At 68.7% G+C, this 25,577-nt stretch carries 30 protein-coding genes and 1 pseudogene; 10 read left to right on the top strand and 21 right to left on the bottom strand.

All coding sequences use genetic code 11. The features are described 5' to 3' along the window. Positions 1-6 precede the first annotated feature (6 nt). The 5 genes from OG966_RS23675 to OG966_RS23655 form a co-directional block, all read right to left on the bottom strand. The gene (locus OG966_RS23675; protein WP_326651806.1) at positions 7-1,356 is read right to left on the bottom strand and encodes a dicarboxylate/amino acid:cation symporter; all 1,350 of its coding nucleotides are present in this window, start codon (positions 1,354-1,356) and stop codon (positions 7-9) included. 348 nt (positions 1,357-1,704) lie between these two features. Beyond that, positions 1,705-2,001, bottom strand: coding sequence for a DUF4229 domain-containing protein (locus OG966_RS23670; RefSeq protein WP_326651805.1), 297 nt, complete (start codon positions 1,999-2,001; stop codon positions 1,705-1,707). 77 nt (positions 2,002-2,078) lie between these two features. Then, positions 2,079-2,603, bottom strand: a complete 525-nt coding sequence (locus OG966_RS23665) for a GNAT family N-acetyltransferase (RefSeq protein ID WP_326651804.1) — start codon at positions 2,601-2,603, stop codon at positions 2,079-2,081. Positions 2,604-2,779: 176 nt separating this feature from the next. Next, positions 2,780-3,946 (bottom strand): aminofutalosine synthase MqnE, encoded by a 1,167-nt coding sequence (gene mqnE, locus OG966_RS23660; RefSeq protein WP_326655336.1) that lies wholly within the window; start codon positions 3,944-3,946, stop codon positions 2,780-2,782. Between the two features lie 95 nt (positions 3,947-4,041). Beyond that, positions 4,042-4,497 carry an Lrp/AsnC family transcriptional regulator gene (locus tag OG966_RS23655; RefSeq protein WP_326651803.1) on the bottom strand — a complete coding sequence of 152 codons (456 nt, stop codon included), beginning with the start codon at positions 4,495-4,497 and terminating at the stop codon, positions 4,042-4,044. Between the two features lie 122 nt (positions 4,498-4,619). On the opposite strand from OG966_RS23655, the gene OG966_RS23650 reads away from it, so the two are divergent. Further along, complete coding sequence (locus tag OG966_RS23650; RefSeq protein WP_326651802.1) at positions 4,620-4,766, top strand: hypothetical protein; 147 nt, start codon at positions 4,620-4,622, stop codon at positions 4,764-4,766. 6 nt (positions 4,767-4,772) lie between these two features. On the opposite strand, the gene OG966_RS23645 is transcribed toward OG966_RS23650, so the two are convergent. From OG966_RS23645 to OG966_RS23635, 3 genes are read right to left on the bottom strand one after another with little or no spacing between them, the layout of a single operon-like run. Next, entirely contained in the window at positions 4,773-5,447 is a 675-nt protein-coding gene (locus OG966_RS23645) for a UbiX family flavin prenyltransferase (protein WP_326651800.1), read from the bottom strand. A gap of 53 nt (positions 5,448-5,500) precedes the next feature. Continuing rightward, positions 5,501-6,403, bottom strand: a complete 903-nt coding sequence (gene mqnP / locus OG966_RS23640; protein ID WP_326651799.1) for a menaquinone biosynthesis prenyltransferase MqnP — start codon at positions 6,401-6,403, stop codon at positions 5,501-5,503. Further along, positions 6,400-7,851 (bottom strand): menaquinone biosynthesis decarboxylase, encoded by a 1,452-nt coding sequence (locus OG966_RS23635; RefSeq protein ID WP_326651797.1) that lies wholly within the window; start codon positions 7,849-7,851, stop codon positions 6,400-6,402. Before OG966_RS23635 ends, mqnP begins: the two co-directional genes overlap by 4 nt. Before the next feature lie 89 nt (positions 7,852-7,940). On the opposite strand from OG966_RS23635, the gene OG966_RS23630 reads away from it, so the two are divergent. The 3 genes from OG966_RS23630 to OG966_RS23620 are packed head-to-tail and all read left to right on the top strand — an operon-like array spanning position 7,941 to position 9,719. After that, on the top strand, positions 7,941-8,351 hold the full coding sequence (locus OG966_RS23630) for a PLD nuclease N-terminal domain-containing protein (RefSeq protein WP_326651796.1): 411 nt from the start codon (positions 7,941-7,943) through the stop codon (positions 8,349-8,351). A gap of 5 nt (positions 8,352-8,356) precedes the next feature. Next, on the top strand, positions 8,357-8,797 hold the full coding sequence (locus OG966_RS23625; protein WP_326651795.1) for a nucleoside deaminase: 441 nt from the start codon (positions 8,357-8,359) through the stop codon (positions 8,795-8,797). Then, positions 8,790-9,719: an isopenicillin N synthase family dioxygenase gene (locus OG966_RS23620; RefSeq protein ID WP_326651794.1), complete on the top strand. Its 930-nt coding sequence runs from the start codon at positions 8,790-8,792 to the stop codon at positions 9,717-9,719. The genes OG966_RS23625 and OG966_RS23620 overlap by 8 nt, the downstream gene beginning before the upstream one ends. Here OG966_RS23620 and OG966_RS23615 read toward each other — a convergent pair. The 8 genes from OG966_RS23615 to hemL form a co-directional block, all read right to left on the bottom strand. Next, positions 9,706-10,236: an SRPBCC domain-containing protein gene (locus OG966_RS23615; RefSeq protein ID WP_326651793.1), complete on the bottom strand. Its 531-nt coding sequence runs from the start codon at positions 10,234-10,236 to the stop codon at positions 9,706-9,708. The genes OG966_RS23620 and OG966_RS23615 overlap by 14 nt on opposite strands. A gap of 145 nt (positions 10,237-10,381) precedes the next feature. Further along, entirely contained in the window at positions 10,382-11,467 is a 1,086-nt protein-coding gene (gene ccsB / locus OG966_RS23610) for a c-type cytochrome biogenesis protein CcsB (protein WP_326651792.1), read from the bottom strand. Next, positions 11,464-13,152 carry a cytochrome c biogenesis protein ResB gene (gene resB, locus OG966_RS23605; RefSeq protein WP_326651791.1) on the bottom strand — a complete coding sequence of 563 codons (1,689 nt, stop codon included), beginning with the start codon at positions 13,150-13,152 and terminating at the stop codon, positions 11,464-11,466. The genes ccsB and resB overlap by 4 nt, the downstream gene beginning before the upstream one ends. A gap of 5 nt (positions 13,153-13,157) precedes the next feature. Further along, positions 13,158-13,895 carry a cytochrome c biogenesis CcdA family protein gene (locus OG966_RS23600; RefSeq protein WP_326651790.1) on the bottom strand — a complete coding sequence of 246 codons (738 nt, stop codon included), beginning with the start codon at positions 13,893-13,895 and terminating at the stop codon, positions 13,158-13,160. 41 nt (positions 13,896-13,936) lie between these two features. Then, on the bottom strand, positions 13,937-14,542 hold the full coding sequence (locus OG966_RS23595; protein ID WP_326651789.1) for a TlpA family protein disulfide reductase: 606 nt from the start codon (positions 14,540-14,542) through the stop codon (positions 13,937-13,939). Between the two features lie 68 nt (positions 14,543-14,610). Further along, the gene (locus OG966_RS23590) at positions 14,611-15,840 is read right to left on the bottom strand and encodes a hypothetical protein (RefSeq protein ID WP_326651788.1); all 1,230 of its coding nucleotides are present in this window, start codon (positions 15,838-15,840) and stop codon (positions 14,611-14,613) included. Positions 15,841-15,953: 113 nt separating this feature from the next. Further along, positions 15,954-16,628 carry a histidine phosphatase family protein gene (locus OG966_RS23585; protein WP_326651787.1) on the bottom strand — a complete coding sequence of 225 codons (675 nt, stop codon included), beginning with the start codon at positions 16,626-16,628 and terminating at the stop codon, positions 15,954-15,956. Further along, a complete protein-coding gene (gene hemL / locus OG966_RS23580; RefSeq protein ID WP_326651786.1) occupies positions 16,625-17,941 on the bottom strand; it encodes a glutamate-1-semialdehyde 2,1-aminomutase in 1,317 nt (438 codons plus the stop codon). Before hemL ends, OG966_RS23585 begins: the two co-directional genes overlap by 4 nt. Before the next feature lie 273 nt (positions 17,942-18,214). On the opposite strand from hemL, the gene OG966_RS23575 reads away from it, so the two are divergent. Next, the gene (locus OG966_RS23575) at positions 18,215-18,775 is read left to right on the top strand and encodes a hypothetical protein (RefSeq protein ID WP_326655335.1); all 561 of its coding nucleotides are present in this window, start codon (positions 18,215-18,217) and stop codon (positions 18,773-18,775) included. 116 nt (positions 18,776-18,891) lie between these two features. Here the strand turns inward: OG966_RS23575 and OG966_RS23570 are convergent. Then, positions 18,892-19,017: pseudogene (locus tag OG966_RS23570) on the bottom strand (glycosyltransferase family 2 protein); the annotation flags it as partial. Between the two features lie 356 nt (positions 19,018-19,373). On the opposite strand from OG966_RS23570, the gene OG966_RS23565 reads away from it, so the two are divergent. Continuing rightward, the gene (locus tag OG966_RS23565) at positions 19,374-19,670 is read left to right on the top strand and encodes a hypothetical protein (RefSeq protein WP_326651785.1); all 297 of its coding nucleotides are present in this window, start codon (positions 19,374-19,376) and stop codon (positions 19,668-19,670) included. A 15-nt stretch (positions 19,671-19,685) separates the two neighbouring features. On the opposite strand, the gene OG966_RS23560 is transcribed toward OG966_RS23565, so the two are convergent. Next, positions 19,686-20,258, bottom strand: a complete 573-nt coding sequence (locus tag OG966_RS23560) for a TIGR03086 family metal-binding protein (RefSeq protein ID WP_326651784.1) — start codon at positions 20,256-20,258, stop codon at positions 19,686-19,688. A 62-nt stretch (positions 20,259-20,320) separates the two neighbouring features. On the opposite strand from OG966_RS23560, the gene OG966_RS23555 reads away from it, so the two are divergent. Next, positions 20,321-21,262 carry a helix-turn-helix domain-containing protein gene (locus tag OG966_RS23555; RefSeq protein ID WP_326651783.1) on the top strand — a complete coding sequence of 314 codons (942 nt, stop codon included), beginning with the start codon at positions 20,321-20,323 and terminating at the stop codon, positions 21,260-21,262. On the opposite strand, the gene OG966_RS23550 is transcribed toward OG966_RS23555, so the two are convergent. Next, complete coding sequence (locus OG966_RS23550) at positions 21,256-21,888, bottom strand: hypothetical protein (RefSeq protein WP_326651782.1); 633 nt, start codon at positions 21,886-21,888, stop codon at positions 21,256-21,258. The two genes, OG966_RS23555 and OG966_RS23550, sit on opposite strands and share 7 nt — an antisense overlap. Positions 21,889-21,932: 44 nt before the next feature. Here OG966_RS23550 and OG966_RS23545 point away from each other — a divergent pair, with 44 nt between their 5' ends. From OG966_RS23545 to OG966_RS23535, 3 genes are all read left to right on the top strand, one after another. Beyond that, positions 21,933-22,454, top strand: a complete 522-nt coding sequence (locus OG966_RS23545) for a GNAT family N-acetyltransferase (RefSeq protein ID WP_326651781.1) — start codon at positions 21,933-21,935, stop codon at positions 22,452-22,454. A 124-nt stretch (positions 22,455-22,578) separates the two neighbouring features. Continuing rightward, on the top strand, positions 22,579-23,418 hold the full coding sequence (locus OG966_RS23540) for an NAD(P)H-binding protein (RefSeq protein WP_326651780.1): 840 nt from the start codon (positions 22,579-22,581) through the stop codon (positions 23,416-23,418). A gap of 140 nt (positions 23,419-23,558) precedes the next feature. Next, the gene (locus OG966_RS23535; RefSeq protein ID WP_326651779.1) at positions 23,559-24,293 is read left to right on the top strand and encodes a Mut7-C RNAse domain-containing protein; all 735 of its coding nucleotides are present in this window, start codon (positions 23,559-23,561) and stop codon (positions 24,291-24,293) included. 94 nt (positions 24,294-24,387) lie between these two features. Here the strand turns inward: OG966_RS23535 and OG966_RS23530 are convergent, their stop codons facing one another. Both OG966_RS23530 and OG966_RS23525 read right to left on the bottom strand, forming a co-directional pair. Next, positions 24,388-24,870: a MarR family winged helix-turn-helix transcriptional regulator gene (locus OG966_RS23530; protein WP_326651778.1), complete on the bottom strand. Its 483-nt coding sequence runs from the start codon at positions 24,868-24,870 to the stop codon at positions 24,388-24,390. 70 nt (positions 24,871-24,940) lie between these two features. Further along, the gene (locus tag OG966_RS23525; RefSeq protein ID WP_326651777.1) at positions 24,941-25,516 is read right to left on the bottom strand and encodes a TetR/AcrR family transcriptional regulator; all 576 of its coding nucleotides are present in this window, start codon (positions 25,514-25,516) and stop codon (positions 24,941-24,943) included. Positions 25,517-25,577 lie beyond the last annotated feature (61 nt).

Here is a 25,577-nt window from a genome sequence, read left to right as displayed (position 1 = left end):
TGTGACCTAGGCGGCGACCGGCACGGCCACCTTCTGCTCGGCCTCGCGGGCGTCGTACTCGTCGATCGGCGAGGACTTCGCCGAGTTGTAGGCGTCGTGGTCGAGGATCTTCTCGCGTGCCGCGACGATGACCGGAACCAGTGCTTGACCTGCGACGTTCGTGGCGGTCCTCATCATGTCCAGGATGGGGTCGATCGCCATCAGCAGTCCCACACCCTCCAGCGGCAGACCCAGCGTGGAGAGAGTCAGCGTCAGCATGACCGTGGCGCCGGTCAGTCCGGCGGTGGCCGCCGAGCCGACGACCGAGACGAAGGCGATCAGCAGATAGTCCTGGATACCGAGCTGCACATCGAAGATCTGCGCGATGAAGATCGCGGCGAGCGCCGGGTATATCGCCGCGCAGCCGTCCATCTTGGTCGTCGCGCCGAACGGAACGGCGAACGAGGTGTACTCCTTCGGCACGCCGAGACGCTCGGTGACCTTCTGCGTGACCGGCATCGTGCCGACCGAGGAGCGGGAGACGAAGGCCAGCTGGATGGCCGGCCAGGCGCCCTTGTAGAACTGGACCGGGTTGACCTTGGCGACGGTCGCCAGCAGCAGCGGGTAGACGCCGAAGAGCACCAGCGCGCAGCCGATGTAGACGTCCGCGGTGAACGTCGCGTACTTGCTGATCAGGTTCCAGCCGTAGTCGGCGATGGCGAAGCCGATGAGGCCGACGGTACCGATGGGCGCCAGTCGGATGACCCACCAGAGGGCCTTCTGCAGCAACTCGAGCACGGCCTCGCTGAGCGTGAGGATGGGCTTGGCCTTCTCGCCGAGCGCCAGCGCGGCGATACCGGCGACGACGGCCAGGAAGACGATCTGGAGAACCTCGAGCGTGGCGAACGGCGTGACGATGTCCGTCGGGACGATGCCGGTGAGGAAGTCGATCCAGGTCCCGTGGTGGTCGGGGGCCTTGCCGTCCTTCGGCGTAAGTCCGGTGCCCGCGCCCGGGTTGGTGAGCAGGCCGATCGCGAGGCCGATGGCGACCGCGATCAGCGACGTGATCATGAACCAGAGAAGCGTGCGGGTGGCCAGTCTGGCGGCGTTGTTGACCTTACGGAGGTTGGTGATCGACACCAGGATCGCGAAGAAGACGAGCGGCGCGACGGCCAGCTTCAGCAGCTGGACGAAGATCGAGCCGATCTGGTCGAGCGTGTCCTTCAGCCAGCCGATGTCCTGGCTGCGGGCGAGCCAGCCGAGCAGGACGCCGAGCGCCAGACCGGCGGCGATCTGGGCCCAGAACGGGACCTTGGGTATACGGAAGCCGGAGCCCGAGGGCTTCCCGGCCGTGGTGGACGCGGTGTTCGCGGACACGGAGGACACACTCCAGATATGGCGTAAAGACATACGGGGACGGGGGTGCGGCGCCCATGCGCAATTGCGCGGCGCCGCTGTGAGGCCGGGGTCAGACCGAGCGGCAACAGACCGCGGACATACAGCGGCACAGATCGACATGCAGGCGCGCCACGAGCGGGATGCTCACGGCGTCGTGGTGGCGCACTGCTGTCTTCATGCGCAACACGTTAACACTTTAACTTTGTGAACCTCAAAGCTCCCCTTGGGGTCCGGGCCGGCACGGCAGGCCGGAAACGCCGACGCCCCGGCTGGGGAGCGACTGCTCCTGCCGGGGCGCGGGTTGAGTGTGAAAAGGCTTACGCGGGCCTACTGGACGGCGCCGTCCTCCTGCGAACGGTTCGCGTCGAGCCTGGCCTTGGCACGGTCGACCTTGCCGACGATCTGCTCGGACATGGCGTCACGCTGCTTGCGCAGCAGGATGAAGCTGAGCGGCGCGGACACGACGAGCGCGAGCAGGATCACCCAGACGAAGTTGGAGTCGCCGAGCCCCTTGGGCAGCACGCCCACCTGAACCAGGGTGCCCACGAGGACGAAGCAGCCGATGAAGATGGCGAGGCGCAGCGTGGTGTACCGGATCGCGGCGCTCGACTTGGCAGCGGACACGACGGGCCTTCTCTCTTCGTACGACGGATCGTGCCCGTCCAGTGAAGCACGCCCGGCCCTGTCCGATTCACGTGGGTTCAGATCAGCGGCAGCAGCATCACGATGTCGTCGCGGTCGTCACCCTCGGCGACCCGGATCCCCCCGGGCACGCGTCCGACCTCCTTGTATCCGCAGGCGGCGTAGAAGCGGTCGGCTCCGGTGCCGCCACGGCAGGTGAGCCGTATCGCCTCGATGCCGTCGAAGGTCCGGGCGGCATCGGCGGCCGCGGCCATCAGTTCGCGGCCGTAGCCGTTGCCCTGGTACCTGGGGTGCACCATCACCGTGTAGAGCCAGACCCAGTGCCGCATCAGCCGGTGCATGTTGTACGTGAAGAAGGCGGTGGCCGCGACGGCGCCCTCGTCGTCGTAACCCACGAGCAGCCGGGTGCGGCCCTCGGCCATCGCGACCAGATGCTTCACGAACTCGGGCCGCACGGCGTCGTCGGTCACCGGCGGCACAAAACCGACGGCCCCGTCCGCGTTGGACACGTCGGCCCAGAGCGAGACGACCCCGTCCCGCAGGGGGCGGTCGATCGGCGGATCCAACTCAAAGGTAAGGCCCATGAGTCGAGATTAGCCATTACAAGCGGCGTTGCTCAACCCGTGTCCACAACGCGAGAAGCCCCGGCCGCAGCCGGGGCTTTCGGGAGAACCCGGGGCGCCCCCGGCCTGTGGTGAAGCCGCGACCGGCCCCGCAGCGGCGTGTGGACGCGGCCCCGCACTCAGGGACGGACGAGGGGTCAGAACCGCATCGGCTGCGGCGACTCGCGCCGGTCGGCGTCCGGACCCGGGTACTCGCGGATGATCTCGTACCGCGTGTTCCGCTCCACCGGGCGGAAGCCCGCATCGCGAATCAGGTCCAGCAGGTCGTCGCGGGTCAGCTTGTTGGGCGTGCCGTAGTTGTCCGCGTCATGCGTGATCTTGTACTCGACGACCGATCCGTCCATGTCGTCCGCGCCGTGCTGCAGCGCGAGCTGCGCGGTCTGCACACCGTGCATCACCCAGAACACCTTGACGTGCGGCACGTTGTCGAACAGCAGCCGCGAGACCGCGAAGGTCTTCAGCGCCTCGGCACCGGTCGCCATCGTCGTGCGCGCCTGCAGCCGGTTGCGGACCTTGCCGTCCTGCATGTCCACGAAGTCGTGCTGGTAGCGCAGCGGGATGAAGACCTGGAAACCGCCGGTCTCGTCCTGCAGCTCACGCAGCCGCAGCACATGGTCGACGCGGTGGCGGGGCTCCTCGATATGGCCGTAGAGCATCGTGCTCGGGGTCTTGAGACCCTTCGAGTGCGCGAGGCGGTGGATGCGCGACCAGTCTTCCCAGTGGGTGCGGTGGTCGACGATGTGCTGCCGGACCTCCCAGTCGAAGATCTCCGCGCCGCCGCCGGTCAGCGACTCCAGACCGGCCTCGATCAGCTCGTCGAGGATGTCGGACGCGGACATCCCGGAGATGGTCTCGAAGTGGTGGATCTCGGTGGCGGTGAAGGCCTTCAGGGAGACGTTCGGCAGAGCCTTCTTGAGCTCGCTGAGCGAGCGCGGGTAGTACCGCCACGGCAGGTTGGGGTGGAGCCCGTTGACGATGTGCAGCTCGGTGAGATTCTCGCCCTCCATCGCCTTGGCGAGGCGGACGGCCTCCTCGATGCGCATGGTGTACGCGTCCTTCTCGCCCGGCTTGCGCTGGAACGAGCAGTAGGCACACGACGCGGTGCACACATTCGTCATATTGAGGTGGCGGTTGACGTTGAAGTGGACGACGTCGCCGTTCTTGCGCGTCCTCACCTCGTGCGCGAGGCCGCCGAGCCACGCCAGGTCGTCCGACTCGTAGAGGGCGATACCGTCCTCGCGGGTCAGCCGCTCCCCGGCCCGGACCTTCTCCTCCAGCTCGCGCTTGAGGCCCACATCTTGAATAGATGCAGTCACTTAGGCCGCCTCCCATTTTGTCTACGCCGTGCTGTCCCGGGGGACACCTCCGGGACCCCCCGGAGGCTCCGCCAACCGTACGCCTAGCCCTCCTCGGGCAGATCGCCGACCCGGTTCTCCCACTTGGTGGAGAGCACGATCGTGGTGCGCGTACGGGAGACGCCCCTCGTGCCGGAGAGCCGGCGGATCGTCTTCTCCAGACCGTCGACATTGTCGGCCCGCACCTTGAGCATGTACGAGTCGTCGCCCGCGATGAACCAGCAGTCCTCGATCTCGGCGAGGTCCTTCAGCCGGCGCGCCACGTCATCGTGGTCGGCGGCGTCGGAGAGCGAGATCCCGATCAGTGCCGTGACACCGAGACCGAGCGAGGCGGCGTCGACGGTGGCCCGGTAACCGGTGATGACGCCTGCCGCCTCGAGGCGGTTGATGCGATCGGTGACGGAGGGCCCCGAGAGCCCGACGAGCCGGCCGAGCTCCGCGTACGAAGCCCGGCCGTTCTCCCTGAGCGCCTGGATGAGCTGCCTGTCCACCGCGTCCATATGCCTGGACCCTTCCATTGTTCAGCGATCTCGCAAGATTACGTATAGAATCTAAGGCACGCAGGGTCAATGACCCTGCGAATCTTTCAGATGATCAGCAATAGTCCTTCGAACTTTCAGGAGTGAGCTTCACCGTGTACTCGACCGAGATGGCCTACGCCCACATGCGACAGCTGCAGGAGCTGGCCAACCGCTCGCGTGCCCATCAGCCCGCTGCCGCCCACCGGATCGACAAGACCCGCACGGCTCGCCGCGCCAAGAAGCGCTAACCCGGGCTAATCCGAACGAGAGCCACCCAGCTCTCCCTCCCAACGGCGGTACAGCTGATGCGGCACCCCTGCCGCGTCCAGCACCCGCCCGGCGACGAAGTCCACCAGATCCTGGATGTGCGTCGCCCCCGCGTAGAACGCCGGAGAGGCGGGCAGAACCACGGCGCCCGCCTCGTCCAGCGTCACCAGATGCCTGAGGGTCTGCCCGTTCAGCGGAGTCTCCCGCACCGCGACCACAAGCTTCCGCCTCTCCTTGAGCGTCACGCTCGCCGCGCGCTGCAGCAGATCCTTCGAGAGCCCGAGCGCCACCCCGGCCACACACGCCGTCGACGCCGGCACGATCAGCATCCCCTTCACCGGATACGAACCGGACGAAGGCCCGGCGGCCAGATCCCCCGCGGCCCAGTGCCGTACGTCATCGACATCGACCCTGAAGATGCCCGGCTTGCCGTCGGCCCCGCGCGCCAGCCACTCCCGCAGATCCTCGCGCCAGTGCGCGTCGCGGAAGGCGATCCCGGTCTCGTCGAGCAGCGTCAGCCGCGAGGCACGGCTGACCACCAGGTCCACGCTCTCGCCCGCGGCCAGCAGCCCGCGCAGTACAGCGGCGGCGTACGGCGTCCCGGACGCCCCGGAGACCCCCACCACCCACGGCTGACGGCTCTTCACTTCCACAGGCTCCACACCTCTGACAATATCCGGCAGCGCGCGGTCTTCGGCCGCCAGTGCGCCATGGCTTACACGGTCAGGCCGCGCACCAGCAGATCGAGCAGCGCACACCCGAAGAGTGCGATCCCGATGAAGCCGTTGACCGTGAAGAACGCACGGTTGAGACGGGACAGGTCGTGCGGCGTCACGATCGAGTGCTCGTACAGGAACGCCGCGGCGACGATCACCAGGCCCAGCCAGAAGAACCCGCCCGCGTCCGTGGCCAGCGCGTACCAGACCAGCAGAACCGTCGTGACGACATGCGATACGCGCGCGCCGTACAGCGCGGCCGGGATGCCGAAGCGGGCCGGTACGGACATCACGCCCTGCGCACGGTCCGCCTGGACGTCCTGGCAGCCGAAGATCAGGTCGAAGCCGCCGATCCAGACGCCGACCGCGAGACCGAGGATCACCGCGTCCCAGGACCACTGGCCGGTGATCGCGATCCACGCGCCGACCGGGCCCATCGCCTGGGCGAGTCCGAGGATGGCGTGCGGGAAGTTCGTGAACCGCTTGCCGTACGGATAGACCACCATCGGGATCACCGCGATGGGGGCGAGCGCGAGACACAGCGGGTTCAGCGCGGCGGCCGCCCCGAGGAAGACGACGACGGCGACCAGCGCGCCGGTCCAGGCCGACCTCACCGAGACCGCGCCGGTCACCAGCTCGCGTCCCGCGGTACGCGGATTACGGGCGTCGATCTCGCGGTCGATGATGCGGTTGCAGGCCATCGCGAAGGTGCGCAGGCCCACCATCGCGATCGTCACCAGCAGCAGCCGCCCCCAGTGGATGCTCTCGTCCAGCTGGAACATCGCGGTCAGCGAGGCGATGTACGCGAAAGGGAGCGCGAAGACCGAGTGCTCGATCATCACCAGCCGGAGGAAGGCCTTGGTCCCACCGGGTTGAGGGACTGCGGCGGCGGCACTGCTCACAGGCCGTACTCCTTCCAGCGGCGGTCGACCTTCGCCGCCGTCTCCGGGTCGGACTCGACCATGTTCGGCCAGCCGCCGTCCCGTACGTACCCCTCCTCGGGGAGTTTCTTCGTCGCGTCGATGCCCGCCTTGCCGCCCCAGAACTGCTGGTACGAGGCATGGTCGAGGTGGTCGACCGGGCCTTCGACGACGGTCAGGTCACGGGCGTAGTCGGTGTTGCCGAGCGCCCGCCACGAGACCTCGTGCAGATCGTGGACGTCGCAGTCGGCGTCCACGACGACGATCAGTTTCGTCAGCGACATCATGTGCGCGCCCCAGATGGCGTGCATGACCTTCTGCGCGTGCTTCGGGTACTTCTTGTCGATCGAGACGATCGCGCAGTTGTGGAAGCCGCCGGACTCGGGCAGGTGGTAGTCCACGATGTCCGGCACGATGATCTTGAGCAGGGGAAGGAAGAACCGCTCCGTTGCCCGGCCCAGCGGACCGTCCTCCGTCGGCGGCCGGCCCACCACGATCGACTGCAGCAGCGGGCGCTTGCGCATCGTGACGCAGTCGATGGTCAGTGCCGGGAAGGGCTCCTGCGGAGTGTAGAAGCCGGTGTGGTCGCCGAAGGGCCCCTCGGGCAGCATCTCGCCGGGCTCCAGCCACCCCTCGACGACGACCTCGGCGTTGGCCGGGACCTGCAGCGGCACCGTCTTGCAGTCGACCATCTCGATCCGCTTGCCCTGGACGAAGCCCGCGAAGAGGTACTCGTCGATATCGCCGGGCAGCGGCGCGGTGGACGCGTACGTCACGGCCGGGGGGCAGCCGAAGGCGATCGCGACCGGCAGCCGCTCACCGCGTTTGGCCGCCACCTGGTAGTGGTTGCGGCTGTCCTTGTGGATCTGCCAGTGCATGCCGATGGTGCGCCTGTCGTGGCGCTGCAGTCGGTACAGACCGAGGTTGCGTACACCCGTCTCCGGGTGCTTGGTGTGCGTGAGGCCCAGGTTGAAGAAGGAGCCGCCGTCCTCCGGCCAGGTGAACAGCGCCGGCAACTGGTCCAGGTCCACATCGTCGCCGCGCAGGACCACCTCATGCACCGGCGCGTCCTTCACCTTCTTCGGCGGCACGTGCACCATCGTGCCGAGCTTGCCGAAGGCCTCCCGCACGCCGACGAAGCCGTGCGGCAGCTCCGGCTTGAGCAGCCCGCCGATCTTGTCGCTGATCTCCGCGTAGGACTTCAGGCCGAGCGCCTTGAGCAGCCGGCGGTCCGTACCGAAGACGTTCATCGCGAGCGGCATCGCGGATCCGCGCACATTCTCGAAGAGCAGCGCGGGACCCCCCGCCTTGTTCACGCGGTCGACGATCTCCCCGACCTCCAGATACGGATCAACCTCGGCCTTGATGCGCTTGAGGTCTCCCTCGCGCTCCAGCGCCCGGAGCAGGGAGCGAAGATCGTCGTAAGCCATGCCAACCAGTATCGGCCACCCACTACCCTGTACCCGTCACCGGGGCCTACGGGGCCCCGCCACCGCTCCCCCGAGGGGATCGCACCACCATGCTCCGGTATCTGCCCTTCCTGCTGGTCCTGGCGCTGTGGATCTACGCCTTCATCGACTGCCTCAACACCCCCGAGCAAGAGGTCAAGCACCTCCCCAAGGTGGTGTGGATCATCATCGTGCTGCTCTTCGGCGAGGTGCTGATCGGTCCGGTCGCCTGGCTCGTCGCCGGCAAGGCGCGCAAGGTCTCCGCCGACGGCAGCACACCCTCCGAGTGGCACCGCAGCCACCGCACGGAGTGGGTCGCGCCCGACGACAACCCCGACTTCCTCAAGTCCCTCAAGGACGAGGCTGCTCCTTCCAAAGAGGTAAAGGACGAGGCTCTCCTCAAGGACTGGGAGGCGGATCTGCGCCGCCGCGAGGAGGAGCTCAAGCGCCGCGAGAACGGCGACGACCCCCAGAAGTCCTGAACGCCATGGAGTACGAACCGTGGCTGTCGACAGCTCTCGATGAGGCGCGGACCGGGCTGGCCGAGGGCGGGATTCCCATCGGGGCCGCGCTGTACGGCGCGGACGGGACGCTGCTGGGCCGCGGCCACAACCGCCGCGTACAGGACGGCGACCCGTCGATGCATGCCGAGACGGCGGCCTTCCGGGCGGCCGGCCGGCAGCGCTCGTACCGGGGTACGACGATGGTGACGACCCTCTCGCCCTGCTGGTACTGCAGCGGTCTGGTCCGGCAGTTCGGGATCTCCCGGGTGGTGGTCGGCGAGGCGGCCACCTTCCACGGCGGGCACGACTGGCTGGCCGAACACGGCGTGGAGATCGTGCTGTTGGACGACGCCGAGTGCAGGAGCCTGATGCGTGACTTCATCGAGGCCAACCCCGAACTGTGGAACGAGGACATCGGTGACTGAATCCAGGATTCCCGGCATCGACCTGCGCCCATGGCTCACCGGGGACGCCGCCGCGCGCGCGGAGATCGCGGCGAGGGTCGACCAGGCCCTGCGGACCGCCGGATTCCTCCTGGTCACTGGACACGGAGTCGATCCAGGGCTGCGGGCGCAGATCCGGGAGGCGGCACGGCAGTTCTTCCGGCTGCCGTCCGGCGTCAAGGAGCCGTACGCCGTCAAGGTCGGCGGACGCGGCTGGCTGGGACCCGGCGCCGAGGCGAACGGGTACGCCGAGGGTATGCAGACTCCACCGGACCTGAAGGAGTCGCTGTCCTTCGCGGCCGAGGACCCCACCGGCGACCCCGCGGTCGATGCCGAGTGGTTCCTTCCCAACAGCTGGCCGGCGGAGGTACCGGAACTGAAAGAGCTGGTCGAGGCGTATCTCGGGCAGCTGCGGGCGCTCTCCGACCTGCTGCTGGAGCTCCTCGGGGTCGCGCTGGGCGAGACCGAGGACTTCTTCACCCGGCACACCGGGCATCCCACCTGGGGCTTCAACATCAACTGGTATCCGGGGAGGGACACCGTCGGCGAGCCGCAACCCGGACAGTTCCGCATCGGCCCGCACACCGACTTCGGCACGGTCACGGTCCTGGACCGGCAGGCGGGCAAGGGCGGGCTGCAGGTGTTCACCGACGAGGGCGGCTGGGAGGACGCGCCGTACGACCCCGAGGCGTTCACCATCAACATCGGGGATCTGATGGCCCGCTGGACGGGCGACCGCTGGCGCTCGGGCCGCCACCGGGTGCTGCCGCCGCCGGCGGACGTACCGGCCGAGGAGCTGATCTCACTCGTCTACTTCTACGAGTGCGATCCGGGAACCGAGGTCCGTGGCATCGACTCGCACACCTATCTGCGCGCCCAGCTCGACGCGATCACGGCCGACTGACGTCACGCTCCCGGGCCGCGTACGCCTCGTGCAGCTCCTGCCTGCGCTCCGGAGTCCAGCCGGACCAGTCCACCGGCCGCCCGTCGAGCGCGTCGACGAGGTACTCGAAATGGCTGTGCCAGCACGCCAGGCGGTCCGGACGCCGCTTGTCGTCGCCGTTGAACTCGTTGGTGAACCGGACCGTCGTGCCGGTGCTGCCGGCCGGCTCCAGATGGAAGCGCATCCGGCCGTGGACGTTCACGGTGTACTCGGCGACGTGCTCGACGTCCCAGGCGGTGATGCGGCCCTCGACGGACGTGTGCCGTCCCTCGGCACCCGTGGTGAGCCCGCGCAGCGTGACCGCGCCACCGAGCCGGGGCTCGAGCACATCGGCGGCCGCGAGCCAGCCCCGCACGCCCTCAGGTGTGGCCACGGCAGCCCAGACCCGGTCCACAGGGTGGGGCAGGCGGAGCTCGAAGTGGAGGGTCTGGGTGCCTCCCTCGCTCCGGCCGGTGCCATGGTCAACGGTGGAGGTCATGGCACCAGCCTCGCGCGCAGTCAGCAGTTCCGCACGCCTGCGCCGCTACCGCGTCACGGCGCGCCCCGCCCTCCGGTTCCGGACCTCGGCGCCGCGCGCCGGGCGCCGGGCGCCGGGCGCCGGGCGCCGGGCGCCGACGTAACGGTCAGACGCCGGCGTAGGAGTGCTTGCCGGTGACGAAGATGTTCACGCCGTAGTAGTTGAAGAGCCAGCAGCCGAAGGCGATGAGCGCCAGAGTTGCCGCCTTGCGGCCCTTCCAGCCGGCTGTCGCGCGGGCGTGCAGATAGCAGGCGTAGGCGACCCAGGTGATGAAGGACCAGACCTCCTTGGGGTCCCAGCCCCAGTAGCGGCCCCAGGCGTCGCCGGCCCAGATCGCACCCGCGATGATCGTGAAGGTCCAGAGCGGGAAGACCGCGGCGTTGATGCGGTACGCGAACTTGTCGAGCGAGGCGGCCGCGGGCAGCCGTTCCAGGACCGAGGTCGCGAAGGCGCCGGGCTGCTCGCCGCGGGCGAGCTTGTTCTCGTAGCTGTCACGGAACAGATAGAGGAGAGTGCCGACCGCGCCGAGGTAGAAGACCGCACCGCAGAAGATCGCGGTGGAGACGTGGATCCACAGCCAGTACGAATGCAGGGCGGGGACCAGCTGGTCACTGTCGGTGTACAGCCAGGTGATGGCGATGCCGAGGTCGGCGAGGACGGTCGCGACCAGCAGCAGACCCATCCAGCGGACATTCTTCCCGGCGAGCAGGAAGCCGAGGTACGCGCCGACCGCCACCGTGGAGAAGGTGAGGGAGAACTCGTACATGTTGCCCCAGGGGGCCCGCTGCACCGACAGCGCGCGTGCGACGACGCCGCCCGCCTCGACGAAGAAGCCGAGGACGGTCAGCGAGACGGCGATCCGGCCGTACAGATCGCCCTTCTCGGTGCCGCCTGCCGCGCCGGGTCCGTCCGGGACGTCACGCGTCCCGGACGCTGAGCGGGTGATGACCTTGGGCTTGTCCAGTACGGCGGTGCCGCCGCCCTGCTGCTTGACCTGGACCTTCACCGAGCCGGCCGCGGCAGCGGTGCCGGTCAGCGCGGCGGCGGTACGGCCCACCTTGCTGCGGCTGCCGAAGACCCATTCGGCGATATGGGCGAGAAAGGCCATCGTGTAGACGGCCATCGACGAATAGATCAGCACATTGCTGATGTGCGCCAGATTCTCGTTGGTGGTTGCGGCGGCGAGAGTCACTTCTCAGCCCCTTCAGCAGATACATCTGCGGTATCGGGATCCGGCGCGGTCGGCGCCTCTGCATGGAGCGTGACCGCCAGATCGGCCAGCTCCTCGGGAAGCTTCGGGGACTCGCTCCGGCCGAGCCCCGCCATTTCGACGACGGTCACGCCGTCCTCCCCCGCCACGGCCCGGACCCAGACGCGCCGGCGCTGGATGAACAGCGAGCCGACGAGGCCCCCGATGGCGGCGATCGCGCCGGTCAGCGCCCAGCCACTACCCGGCTGCTGCGAGATCTGGAAGCTGGCCCACTCCTTCACTTCCTTCTCGAAGGTGATGGAGCCCGCGCCGTCCGGCAGCGTCATCTTCTCGCCGGGCAGCAGCCGTGCCTTGAGGATCTGGCCCTTGGCGTCCTTGAACTGCGTCAGCTTGCGGGTGTCGAGCTGGTACACGTTCTGCGGCAGACCGGCGTTGACGCCGAGGCTGCCGTGGTAGCCGGTGAGGGCGAGCACCGGGAACTCGAGACCCGGGAACTGCGAGAACATCGTGCCCTTGCCCGCGCCCCCGAAGGTCGGCACGAAGAACGCCTGGAAACCCAGCTGGTCCTTCTTGCCGTTCTTGTCGCGGTAGCCGTCCATGACCTTGATCGCGCCGGTCGATGTGATGTTGTTGTCGATCGGCAGCAACGGCACCGCGCCGTTGAAAACGACATTGCCGCGGCCGTCGCGGACGGTGACGACGGGCGCGTATCCGTGCGACAGCAGATAGACCTTGGTGCCGTCGACGACCAGGGGCTTGTTCACCTGGATGACGGACTTCTTGTCGGGCCCGCCGCCCTGCGAGTAGCTGACGCCGGCCTCGAAGGTGCGCGCCGTGCCGCGCTGCGACCCCTTCTCCTCGTACGTACCCGTGAACTTGTCCAGCCTGAAGCTGAACGGCACGAGCTCGTCCGAACTGAACATCGAGCCGGACTTGAAGTCGTCGTACTGGGTGAGGGTGTTGGAGAACCCGTCGCCCTCGACGATCAGCTTGCCGCCCTCGGACTTGAAGAGCTGTCCCGCGGCGAAGGACACCAGCATCACGATCAGCGCGATGTGGAAGAGGAGATTTCCGGCCTCGCGCAGATAGCCCTTCTCGGCGGCGACCGCGTCGCCGACGGTGTGGGCGCGGAAGCGGCGCTTCTTCAGTATCGCGAGCGCGGCCTCACGCACCTGCTCGGGCTCCGCCTCACTGCGCCACGTGGTGTACGCCGGCAGCCTGGTCAGCCGTCCGGGGGCACCCGGTGGCCGGCCGCGGAGCTGACCGACGAACTGCCAGGAGCGCGGCACGATGCAGCCGATGAGGGAGACGAACAGCAGGATGTAGATCGCCGAGAACCACACCGAGCTGTAGACGTCGAAGAACTGCAGCTTCTCGTAGAGCGGCGAGACCGTCTTGTGGGCCTCCTTGAAGGTCTGCACCTTCAGCTCGTCCACGCTGTTCTGCGGGATGAGGGAGCCGGGGATCGCGCCGAGGGAGAGCAGGAACAGCAGGATGAGCGCGACCCGCATGGAGGTCAGCTGCCGCCAGAACCAGCGGACCCAGCCGATGACGGACAGGGAGGGCCCGGCGATGAGCTCTTCCCTGGGCGCGGTGGAGAGCTGAGCTCCGGCCGCTCCGAGGTCCTTGCCGTCGTCCCTCTGTTCGTCGGTCGCTGTCTTGCTCATGAAACTCAGATCCCCACCGTGAAGCCGTTGGTCCAGCCCTGCATGCCCTGCACCAGGCTGTCCCAGACACCGGTCAGCAGCAGCAGACCGGTCGCGATCATCATGATGCCGCCGATCCGCATCACCCAGGCGTAGTGGCGCTTGACCCAGCCGAAAGCGCCGAGCGCCTTGCGGAAGGCCACCGCCGCGAGGACGAAGGGCATTCCGAGGCCGATGCAGTAAGCGACCGTCAGTATGGCCCCCCGGCCCGCGCTCGCCTGCTCGGCGGCGAGGGCGTTCACGGACGCGAGCGTCGGGCCGATGCAGGGCGTCCAGCCGACGCCGAACAGCGCGCCCAGCAGCGGCGCGCCGGCCAGGCCGGTCACCGGCCGCTTGTGGAGGCGGAATTCGCGCTGCGTGAGCCAGGGCATCAGGCCCATGAAGAACACACCCAGCAGGATCATCAGCCCGCCGAGGACCTTGGAGAGAATCTCCTTCTCACCCTGGAGCGTCGCACCGAAGTAGCCGAAGAGCGCGCCGCCGGAGACGAAGACGGCGGTGAAGCCGAGGACGAAGAGGGAGGCTCCGGCGACCATCCGGCCGCGCTTGGCCTCGGCCAGGTCGCTGCCGCTGACCCCGGTGACGTACGAGAGATAGCCGGGTACGAGCGGCAGTACGCAGGGCGAGAAGAAGGAGACGAGGCCGCCGAGTACGGCGATGGGCAGCGCGACCAGCAGTGCCCCGCTGAAGACCGTCTGGTTCACCGAGGCTCACCCCAGGAGGACGGCGTCAGAGCTTCCACCGGTCACTTCTCCGCGATCAATGGGTCAATGATCTTGTGGAGCTGTGTGGCGTCGAGCGCCTGGAGAGAGCGGGCGGCGATCTTTCCCTCACGGTCGAGCACGATCGTGGAGGGAATGGCCTGCGGATTGAGGCTCCCCTTGGGGAAGCCATTGACAATCAGCTTGCCCACCGGGTCGTACAGACTCGGGTACCCGACCTCGAAATCCTTCTCGAAGGCGAGCGCCGGACCCTTGTTGGCGTCGCGGGTATTGATCCCTACGAACTCCACACCCTTCGCCTTCGTCTCCTTGGCGACCTTGGCGAAATGCGGGGCCTCGGCGCGGCAGGGCGGGCACCACGAACCCCAGACGTTCATCACGACGACCTTGCCCTTGAGGTCGGCGACGTCGAGCGGCTTGCCCTCGAGGGTCTCGCCGGTGAGCTCCTTGGTGCTGGTGCGACTGCCCTTGGCGACGGTGGAGATGCCGCCGGTGTCGGTGACGAAGTTGGTGTCGCCGCCACCGCCGGACTTTCCGTTGTCCCCGCCGCTGCAGGCCGACAGAGTGAGAGCTCCGGCGGCGACCAGGGCGGTCAGCAGGGCAGCACGGGAGGCACGGCTAAGGCTCATGTGAAAAGTTTCGCATGGCCGTTCCGGGGATCTTTCCGCGCCCCCCTGGGTGCCCGGATAGCCCCTTGTCAGGCTGCCTTAAGGAATGTGTTCCAGCCGCCTGCCGGAGACTGACCGACCTCGAGCGTACGGAGCTTGGCGAGCACCTTCGGGTCCTGGACGTCGAGCCAGTCGCAGAACTGCCGGAAGGAGACCAGCCGTACGTCCTTCTTGCCGGCCATGCCCTTGAGGGCTTCCTCGACGGCGTCCATGTAGATGCCGCCGTTCCACTGCTCGAAGTGGTTGCCTATGTAGAACGGCGCCCGATTCGACTCGTAGGCGCGCTTGAATCCGGCGAGATAGGCACCGGTGGCCTGCTTCTTCCAGCCGGGATAGCGCTCGGGCATGCCCTTGGTCGAATTCTGCGACTGATTGGCGAGGATGTTGTAGTCCATCGAGAGCACCTCGAAGGAGTGGCCGGGGAACGGCATCTGCTGCAGCGGAAGATCCCAGAGTCCGTGCCGCTTGTCGGGCCACATCTGACGGCCGCCGGGCGAGCTCGCGTCGTAGCGCCAGCCCAGCTTCTTCGCGGTGGGCAGCAGCTTGTCCTGCCCGAGCAGGCAGGGGGTGCGGGCGCCGACAAGTTCCTTGCGGTAGTCGAACGGCAGCGGGTCGATGTCGTTCCAGCCGGTGTTCGTACGCCACTCGGTGACGAACTTCACAGCCTGGTCTATCTCGTTCTGCCAGTCCGCGGGCGACCAGTTGCCGACCGTTCCCGAACCGGCGCAGAAGTGCCCGTTGAAGTGCGTGCCTATCTCATGGCCGTCGAGCCATGCCTGGCGTATGTGCTTCAGCGTCGCCTTGATGTGGTCGTCGGTGAGATAACCGATGTCGGACGCGCCGATGCCATTGTTCGGCGGACGGTAGAGCGTCTTCTTCGACTCGGGGAGCAGATAGATCCCGGAGAGGAAGAAGGTCATCGCCGCATCGTGATTCCTGGCGAGTTCGAGGAAGCGCGGGAAGAGGCCGTTGCCGACCTCACCCGCCCCGTCCCAGGAAAAGATCACGAACTGCGGCGGCGTCTGGCCCGGTTCGAGAGGAACGGGCTTCGGCGGCTGATGCGGCTGCTTTCCCGTGTCGGACGTGGAACCGTCGCCGATCGGCCGGCCCTCGGCCCTGGAAGGGGTGCTGCCCCTGCCCTTGCCGGCCCCGGCCTGTCCCGATCTGTCCTGGCCGGTTGAGCCGCAGCCCGCGATCCCGATCGCGGCCGCCGCCCCAAGTCCCGCCCCGAGCAAACCCCTTCGACTGACGTCGCGCATATCGTCCCCATCCGCGCTCTCTTGGTCCAGAGAGCCCATCCACACCGGCACCGGCTTAGATGCCGGGTGGGAGGCGGAGGTTCCGAAGGGGTGTCACTTATTTTCGTGAGCAACTAAGCACCGAATGCTTTGGCCTTGCCCCTCACGGGCTTCGCACCCGCGAGAAGATGCGCCGGCACAAGATCGCGCGCCGGTTCGGTGTAGCCGACCGAGACGATCTTGTCGTCCTGATAGGTGAAGGTGGTCAGGGACGCGAGAGTGCACTGCCGGCGGCGCGGATCGTGCCAGAGGCGGCGCCGCTCGACGAAACTCCGCACGATCCAGATCGGCAGCTGATGGCTGACGCAGACGGCCTCGTGCCCGCGGGCCGCGTCCCGCGCGGAGTTCAGCGCGCCCATCATCCGTACGACCTGATCGATGTACGGCTCACCCCAGGACGGGCGGAACGGGTTGGTCAGATGCTTCCAGTTGGCCGGCTTGCGCAGCGCGCCGTCGCCCACTCCGAAGGTCTTGCCCTCGAAGACATTGCCCGCCTCGATCAGCCGCTCGTCGGTGTCGAGGGTGAGGCTGTGGCTCTTGGCGACGGGCGTGGCGGTCTCCTGCGCGCGCTCCAGCGGCGATGAGACGACATGGGTGATGTCGCGGTCCGCGAGATGCTCGGCGACCCGGTCGGCCATCTGACGTCCGAGCCCGGAGAGGTGATAGCCCGAACGGCGGCCGTACAACACCCCGTCGGGGTTCTCGACCTCGCCGTGCCGCACCAGATGGACAACTGTGATCTCGCTCATGCGGACACCTCCGTCGCCTCGGCGGCGGCGCGGGCGGCGGAGGGCAGCGCGGCGGCGATCCGCTCGATCGCCCGCTCGTCGTGGGCCGTGGAGACGAACCAGGACTCGAAGGCGGACGGCGGAAGATAGACGCCCTGGGAGAGCATCGCGTGGAAGAACGCGTTGAAGCGGAAGGACTGCTGCTTCTTCGCGTCCTCGTAGTTCCTGACGTCCCTGTCCGTGAAGAAGACGGAGAACATGTTGCTCGCGGTCTGCAGCCGGTGGGCGACGCCCTCCTTGGCGAGCGCGTCCGTCAGCAGCGTCCGGATCGCCGCCGAGACGGCGTCGATCTTCTCGTACGCGGCGTCGTCGAGCAGCCGCAGCTGCGCGAGGCCGGCGGCGGTGGCGACGGGGTTTCCGGAGAGGGTGCCCGCCTGGTAGACGGGGCCGGCTGGGGCAAGGTACTCCATGACGTCCTTGCGGCCGCCGAACGCGGCGGCCGGGAAGCCGCCGCCCATGACCTTGCCGAAGGTCATCAGGTCGGGCGCGACGCCGTCGACGCCGTACCAGCCGGCCTTCGACGTACGGAAGCCCGTCATGACCTCGTCGGAGATGTACAGCGCGCCGTTCTTGGCGCAGGCCGCCCTGAGCCCCTCATTGAAGCCCGGCATTGGCGGCACGACGCCCATGTTGCCCGGCGAGGCCTCGGTGATCACGCAGGCGATCTCGCCCGGATGCGTGTGGAAGGCCTCGTTCACCGCTTCGAGATCGTTGTACGGCAGCACGATGGTGTCGCCGGCCTGCGCGCCGGTGACGCCCGGGGTGTCGGGCAGCCCGAAGGTCGCCACCCCGGAGCCGGCCGCGGCGAGCAGCGCGTCCACATGTCCGTGGTAGCAGCCGGCGAACTTCACGACCTTGGCCCGGCCGGTGAAACCGCGGGCGAGGCGGATCGCGGACATCGTCGCTTCCGTACCGCTGGAAACAAGCCGTACCTGCTCCACCGGCTCGACCCGGGTCACGATCTCCTCGGCGAGGGCGACCTCGCCCTCGCCCGGCGTGCCGAAGGAGGTACCGCGGGCGACCGCGGCCTGCACCGCCTCGATGACGGCCGGGTGGGAGTGCCCGAGGATCATCGGACCCCACGAGCAGACGAGGTCGACATATTCGCGCCCGTCCGCATCGGTGAGGTACGGGCCGGTACCGGACACCATGAACCGGGGCGTACCGCCCACGGCGCGGAAAGCACGGACGGGAGAGTTCACGCCGCCGGGCGTCACGAGTGACGCACGGTCGAAAAGCGTCTGCGAAACTGGGGCTTCGTATGAATACGACACTTTGGTCCTGATCTGCGATGCGGGCGGTCGGGGGGCCGGGACAGATGATCTCGGCCACCGGTGAGCGGACGGGGCGATCTCCTCGTATTACGAAAGGGCGTCATCCCTCTCGCGTCTGCGAAACTGGGGCGACATAGGGAATGCTCACGGAATCCATGGTGTCAGAGGCCCCTAAGTTCTTGCGGACGGGTGTTTCACAGCACTTTCGTGGGGGAGGTCACTGTCACGATGATCGGGTTGCGCGGCGGGGGCTGCGAGTGGTCGGGTGGAGATATGCATCGCGGTGGCGGACTGGGCGAGGGGACCGACGACCTGGGTCCTGAGCCTGCCCGGCGGGGTAAGCATCGGCGAGGCGATGCCGGCGCGGATGAACCCATGGGAAGCAGGAGCGGCCGAGTGGGGGTGACCTACAAATATTTCGGCGCACCTGACGGGGCCACTGCCGCCCGGGTGCCGATTTCGATGCGCCCCGAGGAGCTCGGCGGCGACGAGCTCGGCATGGGCGGAATGTTCGCCAAGATCAAACCGGAGACCATAGCCGCCATGGTGCTCACCGGAATCCAGGGCATGCCGTTGAACAAGGTGCCGCCACTGGAGCTGGTCGTCCTCCACCCCGACTACGCGGTGGTCAAACTTCCGATGACGGTGGTCGACCCGCTGCGCGGCATCGGCGAGGAGTCGGTGGGTGCGGCAGCCTTCATCTGGTCGACGGTTCCGGACCGGGGCGGTCCGCGTGACGCTTTCAATGTGTACCAACTGCTCCACGAATGGCAGGATTTCAGCCATCGTCTGCATGAGGCGGGTCACCAGCCGTACTGCCTGGTGTGGCCCTGAGCCGTCCGGGCTTCGGCCGTGGCTGCGATCGCGGTCGCACTCGCACTCGTGGCAACGGTCTCGGATGCGAATGCGGATGCGGCCGTTGACCAAGGCTGCGACTGCGACTGCGACTGGATGAACGGCGGATGGCCCGGCCGGACCATCCGCCACACGGTGCTCCAGCGCATCGGCCGCCGCTTCCCGCACGGCGCGCGGACGCCCTCCGCGAAACCGCCCAACCAGGCCCGCAGGCGGCCGGGCACCGACCGGCTTGCGGTCATGCGCTGGTACTCGGCGCGTCGGGAGTCCCGCACTGCGGTGAGTTTGTCCTGATACGTACGACGTCCCGTCGCGTTCGGTCCAGCGCTCCCGCTCCTCCGGCATGTGCGATCCGCATGCCTTCAGGACGACAGAGGCGCATGCCTTCAGGACGACTGAGCGACATCGGGGACGCCTGACGTACGGCGACGCCGTCCGCTGCGCCGGACAGGTGTTTGCTCGCGCAGGCGTCTCTGTCGTGTGTCTTCTCCGGGCGCTCGGGCAGGGCTAGGTTGGACGGCGCGGCCGCCCGAGACCCCGGCAGCGTGAACTTCCTGTCCACGCGCGGAGGTCCACCGTGAACCCAGTCTTCCTGCTCGTCGTCCTGGCCCTGATCGGCCTCGGGTTCATGGAGCCCGTCCTGTGGGTGGCCGCGGCTGTGCTGATCTTCGGCCAGGTCCGCTACGGCCGCGGCGTCAGCCGTCCCGGAGGCCGGGGCGACATGGAGTACCGGGAGTACCGCGACCGCCGGGACCAGCAGGCCCGCCTGGAGCGGCGCTACCAGCGGGAGAACCGGGGCCGCCTGGCCCGCCAGGCCCGTCGCCGGAGCCAACAGCCGGGCGGCCGGGACGGGAGTCCGCCGGCGAAGCAGTAGCACCGGTTCCTGCTGTTACGGCTGCCAGTGCGGATCCCGGCCGGTCAGGGCGAGCACCCGGTCGAACTCCGAAGCCCGCTCCCCCTCCGCCAGCGGGAACGGCTCGCCGAACACGCCCTTCTTGCGTGCCATCGGCGCCATCTCCGCGAGCGAAGGCCCGAGTTCACCGACCACGACCGGGTCCGGTGTGAACTCCTGCCCCGTGGCGCGGGCCAAGTCCCAGGCATGCACGGTCAGATCGCCCAGCACCATCTGCCCCACGGTCCTGGCCGGGAGGCCCAGTGTCCCCGCCGTGCCCTCCTCGGCTCCGGGAACCGCCCACGCCGCCACGAGCGCGGCGGTCTCGTCGGCAAACCGGCCTCGCCAGTCGCCGTCGGTGTAGTGCCGCACGGAGGCGAAATCGGCATCCTTCCGCGCCGCCAGGGCCTGGAAGTTGATCACCACCTGGAGGAGGTGATCGATCAGGTCCCGTACGTCGTACTCGGTGCACGGAGTCGGGTCGGCCAGTCGGTCGTCGGCAACGCCGCGCACCACCGGTACCGCACGCTCCACCGCCGATTCCAGCAGTTCACTGATGGTGTTCGTCATGCTCCGACGCTAGGCACGGCCGACGCCCTGCGTATTGAACAAACGCGACATAGGATCCGGGCATGACAGGTCCGCGCCGCGACACCCGGGGCATCGTCGAAGCCCAGGAGCTCTTCGCGCGGGTGCGTTTCCGCCGCCGCGAGCCCGCCCCGGCGCTGCGTCCGTATCTCGAGCACTACTGGCTCATCGACTGGGACTTGACGGAGCCGTACGCCTCTCATGTGGTGCCGCATCCCTCGGTGAATGTCGTCTTCCAGCGGTACGGCGGAGCGGCCGGCTGGGGCGAGGTGGCGGGCATCGGCCTGCGGCTCTTCACACAGAAACTGGAGGGGCGGGGCCGGGTGTGCGGGGTGCAGTTCCGCCCCGGCGGCTTCAGGCCGTTCGCGCCGGACCGGCCGGTGTCCGACTGGACGGGACAGCGGCTGCCGGTCGCGGACGTACTGCCGGGCGCGGACCAGGACACCGTCCTCGGCATCCTCGGTCCGGAGGCGGCGGCGGAGGACGGGCCGTCCGAGACCCATGCCCAGGCGCGCGCGGAGGCGGAGGCGGAGGACGCGCGTGTCGCCGCGCTGGATGCCTTCCTGCTGGGGCTCGAGCCGGAAGCCGACCCGCAGGCGCTGCGCGCGATGGCACTGGTCGACCTGGTGCGTACGGACCGCTCGATCCGGCGCGTCGCCGAGCTGGCGGCCGCGGAAGGGGTGTCGGCGCGCTCGCTGCAGCGGCTGTTCGCCGCGTACGTGGGGGTCGGTCCCAAGTGGGTCATCCTGCGCTATCGCATCCACGAGGCGCTGGAGCGCGCCGAGTCGGGCGAAGGCCCGGCCGGTGGGGGGCCGGCGGGCGGGGGCCGGGGCGGCGGCGAAGGTCCTGAAGCCGGCCTGGACTGGGCGGCGCTGGCCGCCGAGCTCGGATACAGCGATCAGGCGCATCTCGTAAGGGACTTCACAGCGACGGTGGGCGTCCCGCCGACCGCGTACGCGCGCCCACCCCTTGGCGACTCTCAGTAGCTCTCGGTGACGCCGACCGCGCCCGTACCGTTGGCCGCCGCGTACCGCAGCACCCGCAACGGCCCGTCCAGCAGCGTGCTCGCGTCGAATTCCGGGGCGTCGCTCATGGCGGACATCCAGGCGTCGATGCGGGCGAGGACCTCGGTGCGGCGTGGCCCGGTGACGGCGAGTGCGGACTCGGTGTGCGGGAGGACGGCGCGCACCTCGGCGGCGGTCAGCAGAAAGTCACCGAACCAGCCCGGCAGCCGGGCCGTGGCTGCCGCCCCCAGCGCGTAGCAGAGGGCGGTGGCCGGGTCGCCCTTGCGCACCGAGGCAACGAACGCGGCGTTCCCTTCGGTATCGCGCAGCAGGTCCAGGCCGGCCTCCTTCATGGCGGTGACGGCCGGGGAGCTCGGGCCGCCGCTGCGAGCGAAGGCGGCGAAGCGGAGGGCGGCAGGCGTGGGTTCGGGCGTGAAGTAGGGCTCGCGGTCGCCGCCGCTGAGCCACCAGGCCAGATCCTCGGCGTAGCCGGGAGGCGTGGTCCACTCCCCCGCGAGGTCGCCCGTCGGATGGACGAACCGTCCCGGCAGGGCGGTGACTTCGGCGTCGGGAACAGCGCCGACCGCCCATACACCGGTGAAGCTCATCGTCCGACCCCCGGTTGTCCGACCCTCGCCCTACAGTGCGTGGCATGGAGATCCAAGCATCGACGGTACGGATCGAGCCATGGTCCGAGGACGACTTCGACCTTCTCCGCGCTGCGAACGCACCTGAGCTGATGGATCACCTGGGGGGCCCGGAGACGGAAGAACAGCTGGTCAAGCGACACCGGCGGTATGTGGATCTGAGCGCGGACCGGACGGGCAGGGGCCGGATGTTCCGCATCGTGCTGGAGGGCAGCGGGGAGGCCGCCGGCACGGTCGGCTTCTGGGAGCAGACGTGGGACGGGGGGCAGGTGTACGAGACGGGGTGGAGCGTCCTGCCCGCGTTCCAGGGGCGGGGCATCGCGACGGCGGGCACGGTGGCGGTCGTCGCGATGGCGCGGGCCGAGCAGAAGCACCGCCATCTGCACGCCTTCCCGTCCGTGGCCAACGGCCCCTCGAACGCGGTGTGCAGGAAGGCGGGCTTCGAGCTGGTGGGCGAGTGCGACTTCGAGTACCCGCCCGGCCAGATCCTGCGGTCCAACGACTGGCGCGTCGACCTGATGGACTAGGTGCCAGGGCCCGCTTGACGAGCGGGCCCTTTTCGCGGATATTTATCTGCGCCACGCAGTTTCTGCGCAACGTCGAATATTTTCGTTGCGGCTGCCCCTCTCCGAGTCCCGAAGGAATCCCTCCATGCCCATCCTCGTCACCGGAAGCCGCGGCCAGGTCGGCTCCTCCCTCATACCGCTCCTGCACGAGGCGGGAGTCGACGTCCGCGCCGCCTCCGGCAGCCCCGAGAAGCTCAGCCTGCCGTCGGGCGTCAAGGCCGTGAAGTGCGCCCTCGACGACCCCGCGACCTTCCCGGCCGCCCTCGAATCGGTCACCTCCGTGTTCCTCTACGCCGAGCCGTCGCAGATCGGCGCGTTCCTCGAAGAGGCCACGGCTACGGGTGTCGAGCACATCGTGCTGCTCTCCTCCAGCTCGGTCCTCGACCCCGGCGCCGCCGGCAACCCGGTCGCCGCGTCCCATCTCGCGGTCGAGCAGGCGCTGGCGGCCTCACCCATCGAAACGACAGTCCTGCAGCCCGGCGCGTTCGCGAGCAACGCGCGCCCATGGCTCTGGGCGCTGCGGTCCACAGGCGCGATCGACCTTCCGTACCCGGGCAGTTACGGCGATCCGATCCATGAGCAGGACATCGCGGAAGCCGCGCTCGCGGTTCTCACCCGGCCGCCGCTGCGCGGCGCGACGTACCACCTGACCGGTCCCGAGTCCCTCACCTTCACCGAGCAGATCGCGATCCTCGAGCAGGCCACGGGCCGCTCCATCCCCTTCAACACCGTGACGCGCGAGGCCTGGAAGGAATCCATGGCCGACTACATGCCCGGCGCCTTCGCGGACGGGCTGCTCGACTACTGGGCCTCGACGGACGGTTCACCCACTCCTCTCACCAGCAACGTCGAGGAGCTGACCGGGCACCCGGCCCGCACCTTCGCCGAATGGGCGAAGGAGAACGCGGACTCCTTTCGCGCCTGACCGCAACCCACCGGCCCCGGCCGGGACCGGCCCACCGCCGCGCCCACCGGACCCCGCGGATCCCGCCTGCCCCCGCCGGACCCGGTGGCCGGACCGGAAAGCCCTGGCTGACGCGTGCCGCCCGATGACATGCTTGCCGCGTGAACGGACCGGAAATCACCCTCAGCGTCGCCCCTGAGCTGCGTCTCTTCGTCCCGTTGGAGCGCCGCGAGGGCCGTACGACCCTGGTCACCGACGGCTCCTCGACACTGGGCCACGCCATCGAGTCACTCGGCGTTCCGCTCACCGAGGCAGGCCGGCTGCTCGTCGACGGCCGCCAGGTCTCCGTGTCCCACATCCCGCGCGCCGGCGAGAGCGTCGAGGTCCGCGGTGTCGAGCGGCCGCAGCAGGTGCCCGGTGCGCCGCTGCGCTTTCTGCTCGACGTCCACCTCGGCACACTGGCGCGGCGGCTCCGACTCCTCGGCGTCGACGCGGCGTACGAGAACGAGGACATCGGCGACCCGGCCCTGGCGGCGCTCTCGGCGAAGGAGCGTCGGGTCCTGCTCTCCAGGGACCGCGGGCTGCTGCGGCGGCGGGAGATCTGGGCGGGGGCGTACATCTACAGCGACCGGCCCGATGACCAACTCCGGGACGTACTGGAGCGGTTCGCGCCGGTGCTCGCGCCATGGACTCGGTGCACGGCATGCAACGGCCGGCTGACCGACGCCGACAAGGAGTCGGTCCAGGAGCATCTGGAGCAGGGGACGCAGCGCTCGTACGACGTCTTCGCGCAGTGCACGGCCTGCGAGCGCGTCTACTGGCGGGGCGCGCACCACGCCCGGCTGGAGGCGATCGTCGAGGACGCGCTGCGCGAATTCGGCGGCGCTGCCGCGTAGTGCTGCCGCGTGGTGCGGTAGCGCCGTAAGCCTGCGTAGTGCGGTAATGCCGTAAGAGCGGTGGCGCCGGAGCCGTACCGCGGTGGTCAGTGGCTCAGAGCTGCCCGCCGCGCAGCCGCTCGACCTGCGCGGCGCTGAGCTCCACGGTCCGTCGCATATGAGCCGTGAGCAGGGCGATCTCGTCGTCGCTGTACGCGTCGAACATCGTGAACCAGGCGCCGTTCAGCTTCTGCCACACCGCGCCGAACTCCGCCATCCGCTCGGGCACGAGGGTCACGAGCACCCGCCGCCGGTCCGCGGTGTCGCGCTCGCGCGTGACATACCCGGCCCTCTCCAGCCGGTCGACGAGCCGCGTCGCGGACCCGGTGGTGAGTCCGGTCAGCTCAGCGACCCGGCCGGTGGTGACAGGCTCCGGCTCCAGGCTGAGCAGATTGAGGCACTGCAGATCGGTGGGGTGCAGCTGCAGATGGTCGGCGAGCGCCTGGTTGAAGAGGGCGTACGAAGCCATGTAGCGGCGCGACGCGGTGCCCAGCTCTTTCATCAGCCCGCTGCGGTCGGCCGTACTCTTCTGCGTCATGCAGAGATTGTACGGCGCAGGCTCGGCGCAACCCGGCGGAGGCTCGACCGCCCAGGCCCAGCGGCACCGGCTATGGCCGCGCGTCCGTCAGATAACGCTGGACGGTCGGGGCCAGCCAGCTCACCACCTCCTCACGGGTCATCTCGACGGCGGGCGGGAAGCGGAGCACATAGCGGGCGAGTGCCATGCCCAGGATCTGCGAGGCGACGAGCGCGGCTCGGCGGGGAGCCTCCGCGGGGTCCGGGCAGACGCCGGCGGCGACGGGCCCGAGCTGCCCCTTGAAGATCTGGTGCGCGCGCTCGGCTGCCGCGGCATTGGTGACGCTGGCCCGCAGCAGAGCGGTCAGCACCTCGTCCTGCTCCCACCGGTCGAGGAAGTGGGAGACGAGGACCGCGCCTATGTGCTTGCCGGGCAGAGCACCCAACTCCGGTAGTCGCAGGTCGAATTCGGAGGCTGCGGCGAACAGCCCCTCCTTGTTTCCGTAGTAGCGCATGACCATCGACGGGTCGATTCCGGCGTCGCGCGCGATGGCACGGATGGTGGCGCGCTCATAGCCGTCGGCCGCGAAGCGCTCGCGGGCGGCTTCGAGGATCGCGGCCTTGGTGGCATCGGAGCGGCGTGGACCGCCGGGGGCTTCCGTCGTCATGCCAACAACTGTAGGCCAACAAGTGTTGACACGCCAGTATCGAGGGTTCTACATTTGCCAA

Origin of the sequence: Streptomyces sp. NBC_01750, assembly GCF_035918095.1 — a bacterium.
Lineage (GTDB): Bacteria > Actinomycetota > Actinomycetes > Streptomycetales > Streptomycetaceae > Streptomyces.
The sequence above is the reverse complement of the archived record's forward strand: the minus strand, read 5'-3'. Positions and strand labels throughout refer to the sequence as shown.

Excerpts from the sequence above, each read along its gene's own strand:
- OG966_RS23595 (WP_326651789.1), bottom strand. The coding sequence starts at position 14,542 with ATGAGCCTTAGCCGTGCCTCCCGTGCTGCCCTGCTGACCGCCCTGGTC.
- resB (WP_326651791.1), bottom strand. The coding sequence starts at position 13,152 with ATGAGCAAGACAGCGACCGACGAACAGAGGGACGACGGCAAGGACCTC.
- OG966_RS23655 (WP_326651803.1), bottom strand. The coding sequence starts at position 4,497 with ATGGACGCGGTGGACAGGCAGCTCATCCAGGCGCTCAGGGAGAACGGC.
- OG966_RS23635 (WP_326651797.1), bottom strand. The coding sequence starts at position 7,851 with ATGGCTTACGACGATCTTCGCTCCCTGCTCCGGGCGCTGGAGCGCGAG.
- OG966_RS23550 (WP_326651782.1), bottom strand. The coding sequence starts at position 21,888 with ATGAGCTTCACCGGTGTATGGGCGGTCGGCGCTGTTCCCGACGCCGAA.
- OG966_RS23540 (WP_326651780.1), top strand. The coding sequence starts at position 22,579 with ATGCCCATCCTCGTCACCGGAAGCCGCGGCCAGGTCGGCTCCTCCCTC.
- OG966_RS23625 (WP_326651795.1), top strand. The coding sequence starts at position 8,357 with ATGGAGTACGAACCGTGGCTGTCGACAGCTCTCGATGAGGCGCGGACC.
- OG966_RS23525 (WP_326651777.1), bottom strand. The coding sequence starts at position 25,516 with ATGACGACGGAAGCCCCCGGCGGTCCACGCCGCTCCGATGCCACCAAG.
- OG966_RS23630 (WP_326651796.1), top strand. The coding sequence starts at position 7,941 with ATGCTCCGGTATCTGCCCTTCCTGCTGGTCCTGGCGCTGTGGATCTAC.
- OG966_RS23590 (WP_326651788.1), bottom strand. The coding sequence starts at position 15,840 with ATGCGCGACGTCAGTCGAAGGGGTTTGCTCGGGGCGGGACTTGGGGCG.
- OG966_RS23555 (WP_326651783.1), top strand. The coding sequence starts at position 20,321 with ATGACAGGTCCGCGCCGCGACACCCGGGGCATCGTCGAAGCCCAGGAG.
- OG966_RS23665 (WP_326651804.1), bottom strand. The coding sequence starts at position 2,603 with ATGGGCCTTACCTTTGAGTTGGATCCGCCGATCGACCGCCCCCTGCGG.
- OG966_RS23585 (WP_326651787.1), bottom strand. The coding sequence starts at position 16,628 with ATGAGCGAGATCACAGTTGTCCATCTGGTGCGGCACGGCGAGGTCGAG.
- OG966_RS23530 (WP_326651778.1), bottom strand. The coding sequence starts at position 24,870 with ATGACGCAGAAGAGTACGGCCGACCGCAGCGGGCTGATGAAAGAGCTG.
- OG966_RS23545 (WP_326651781.1), top strand. The coding sequence starts at position 21,933 with ATGGAGATCCAAGCATCGACGGTACGGATCGAGCCATGGTCCGAGGAC.
- OG966_RS23575 (WP_326655335.1), top strand. The coding sequence starts at position 18,215 with ATGCATCGCGGTGGCGGACTGGGCGAGGGGACCGACGACCTGGGTCCT.
- OG966_RS23615 (WP_326651793.1), bottom strand. The coding sequence starts at position 10,236 with ATGACCTCCACCGTTGACCATGGCACCGGCCGGAGCGAGGGAGGCACC.
- OG966_RS23560 (WP_326651784.1), bottom strand. The coding sequence starts at position 20,258 with ATGACGAACACCATCAGTGAACTGCTGGAATCGGCGGTGGAGCGTGCG.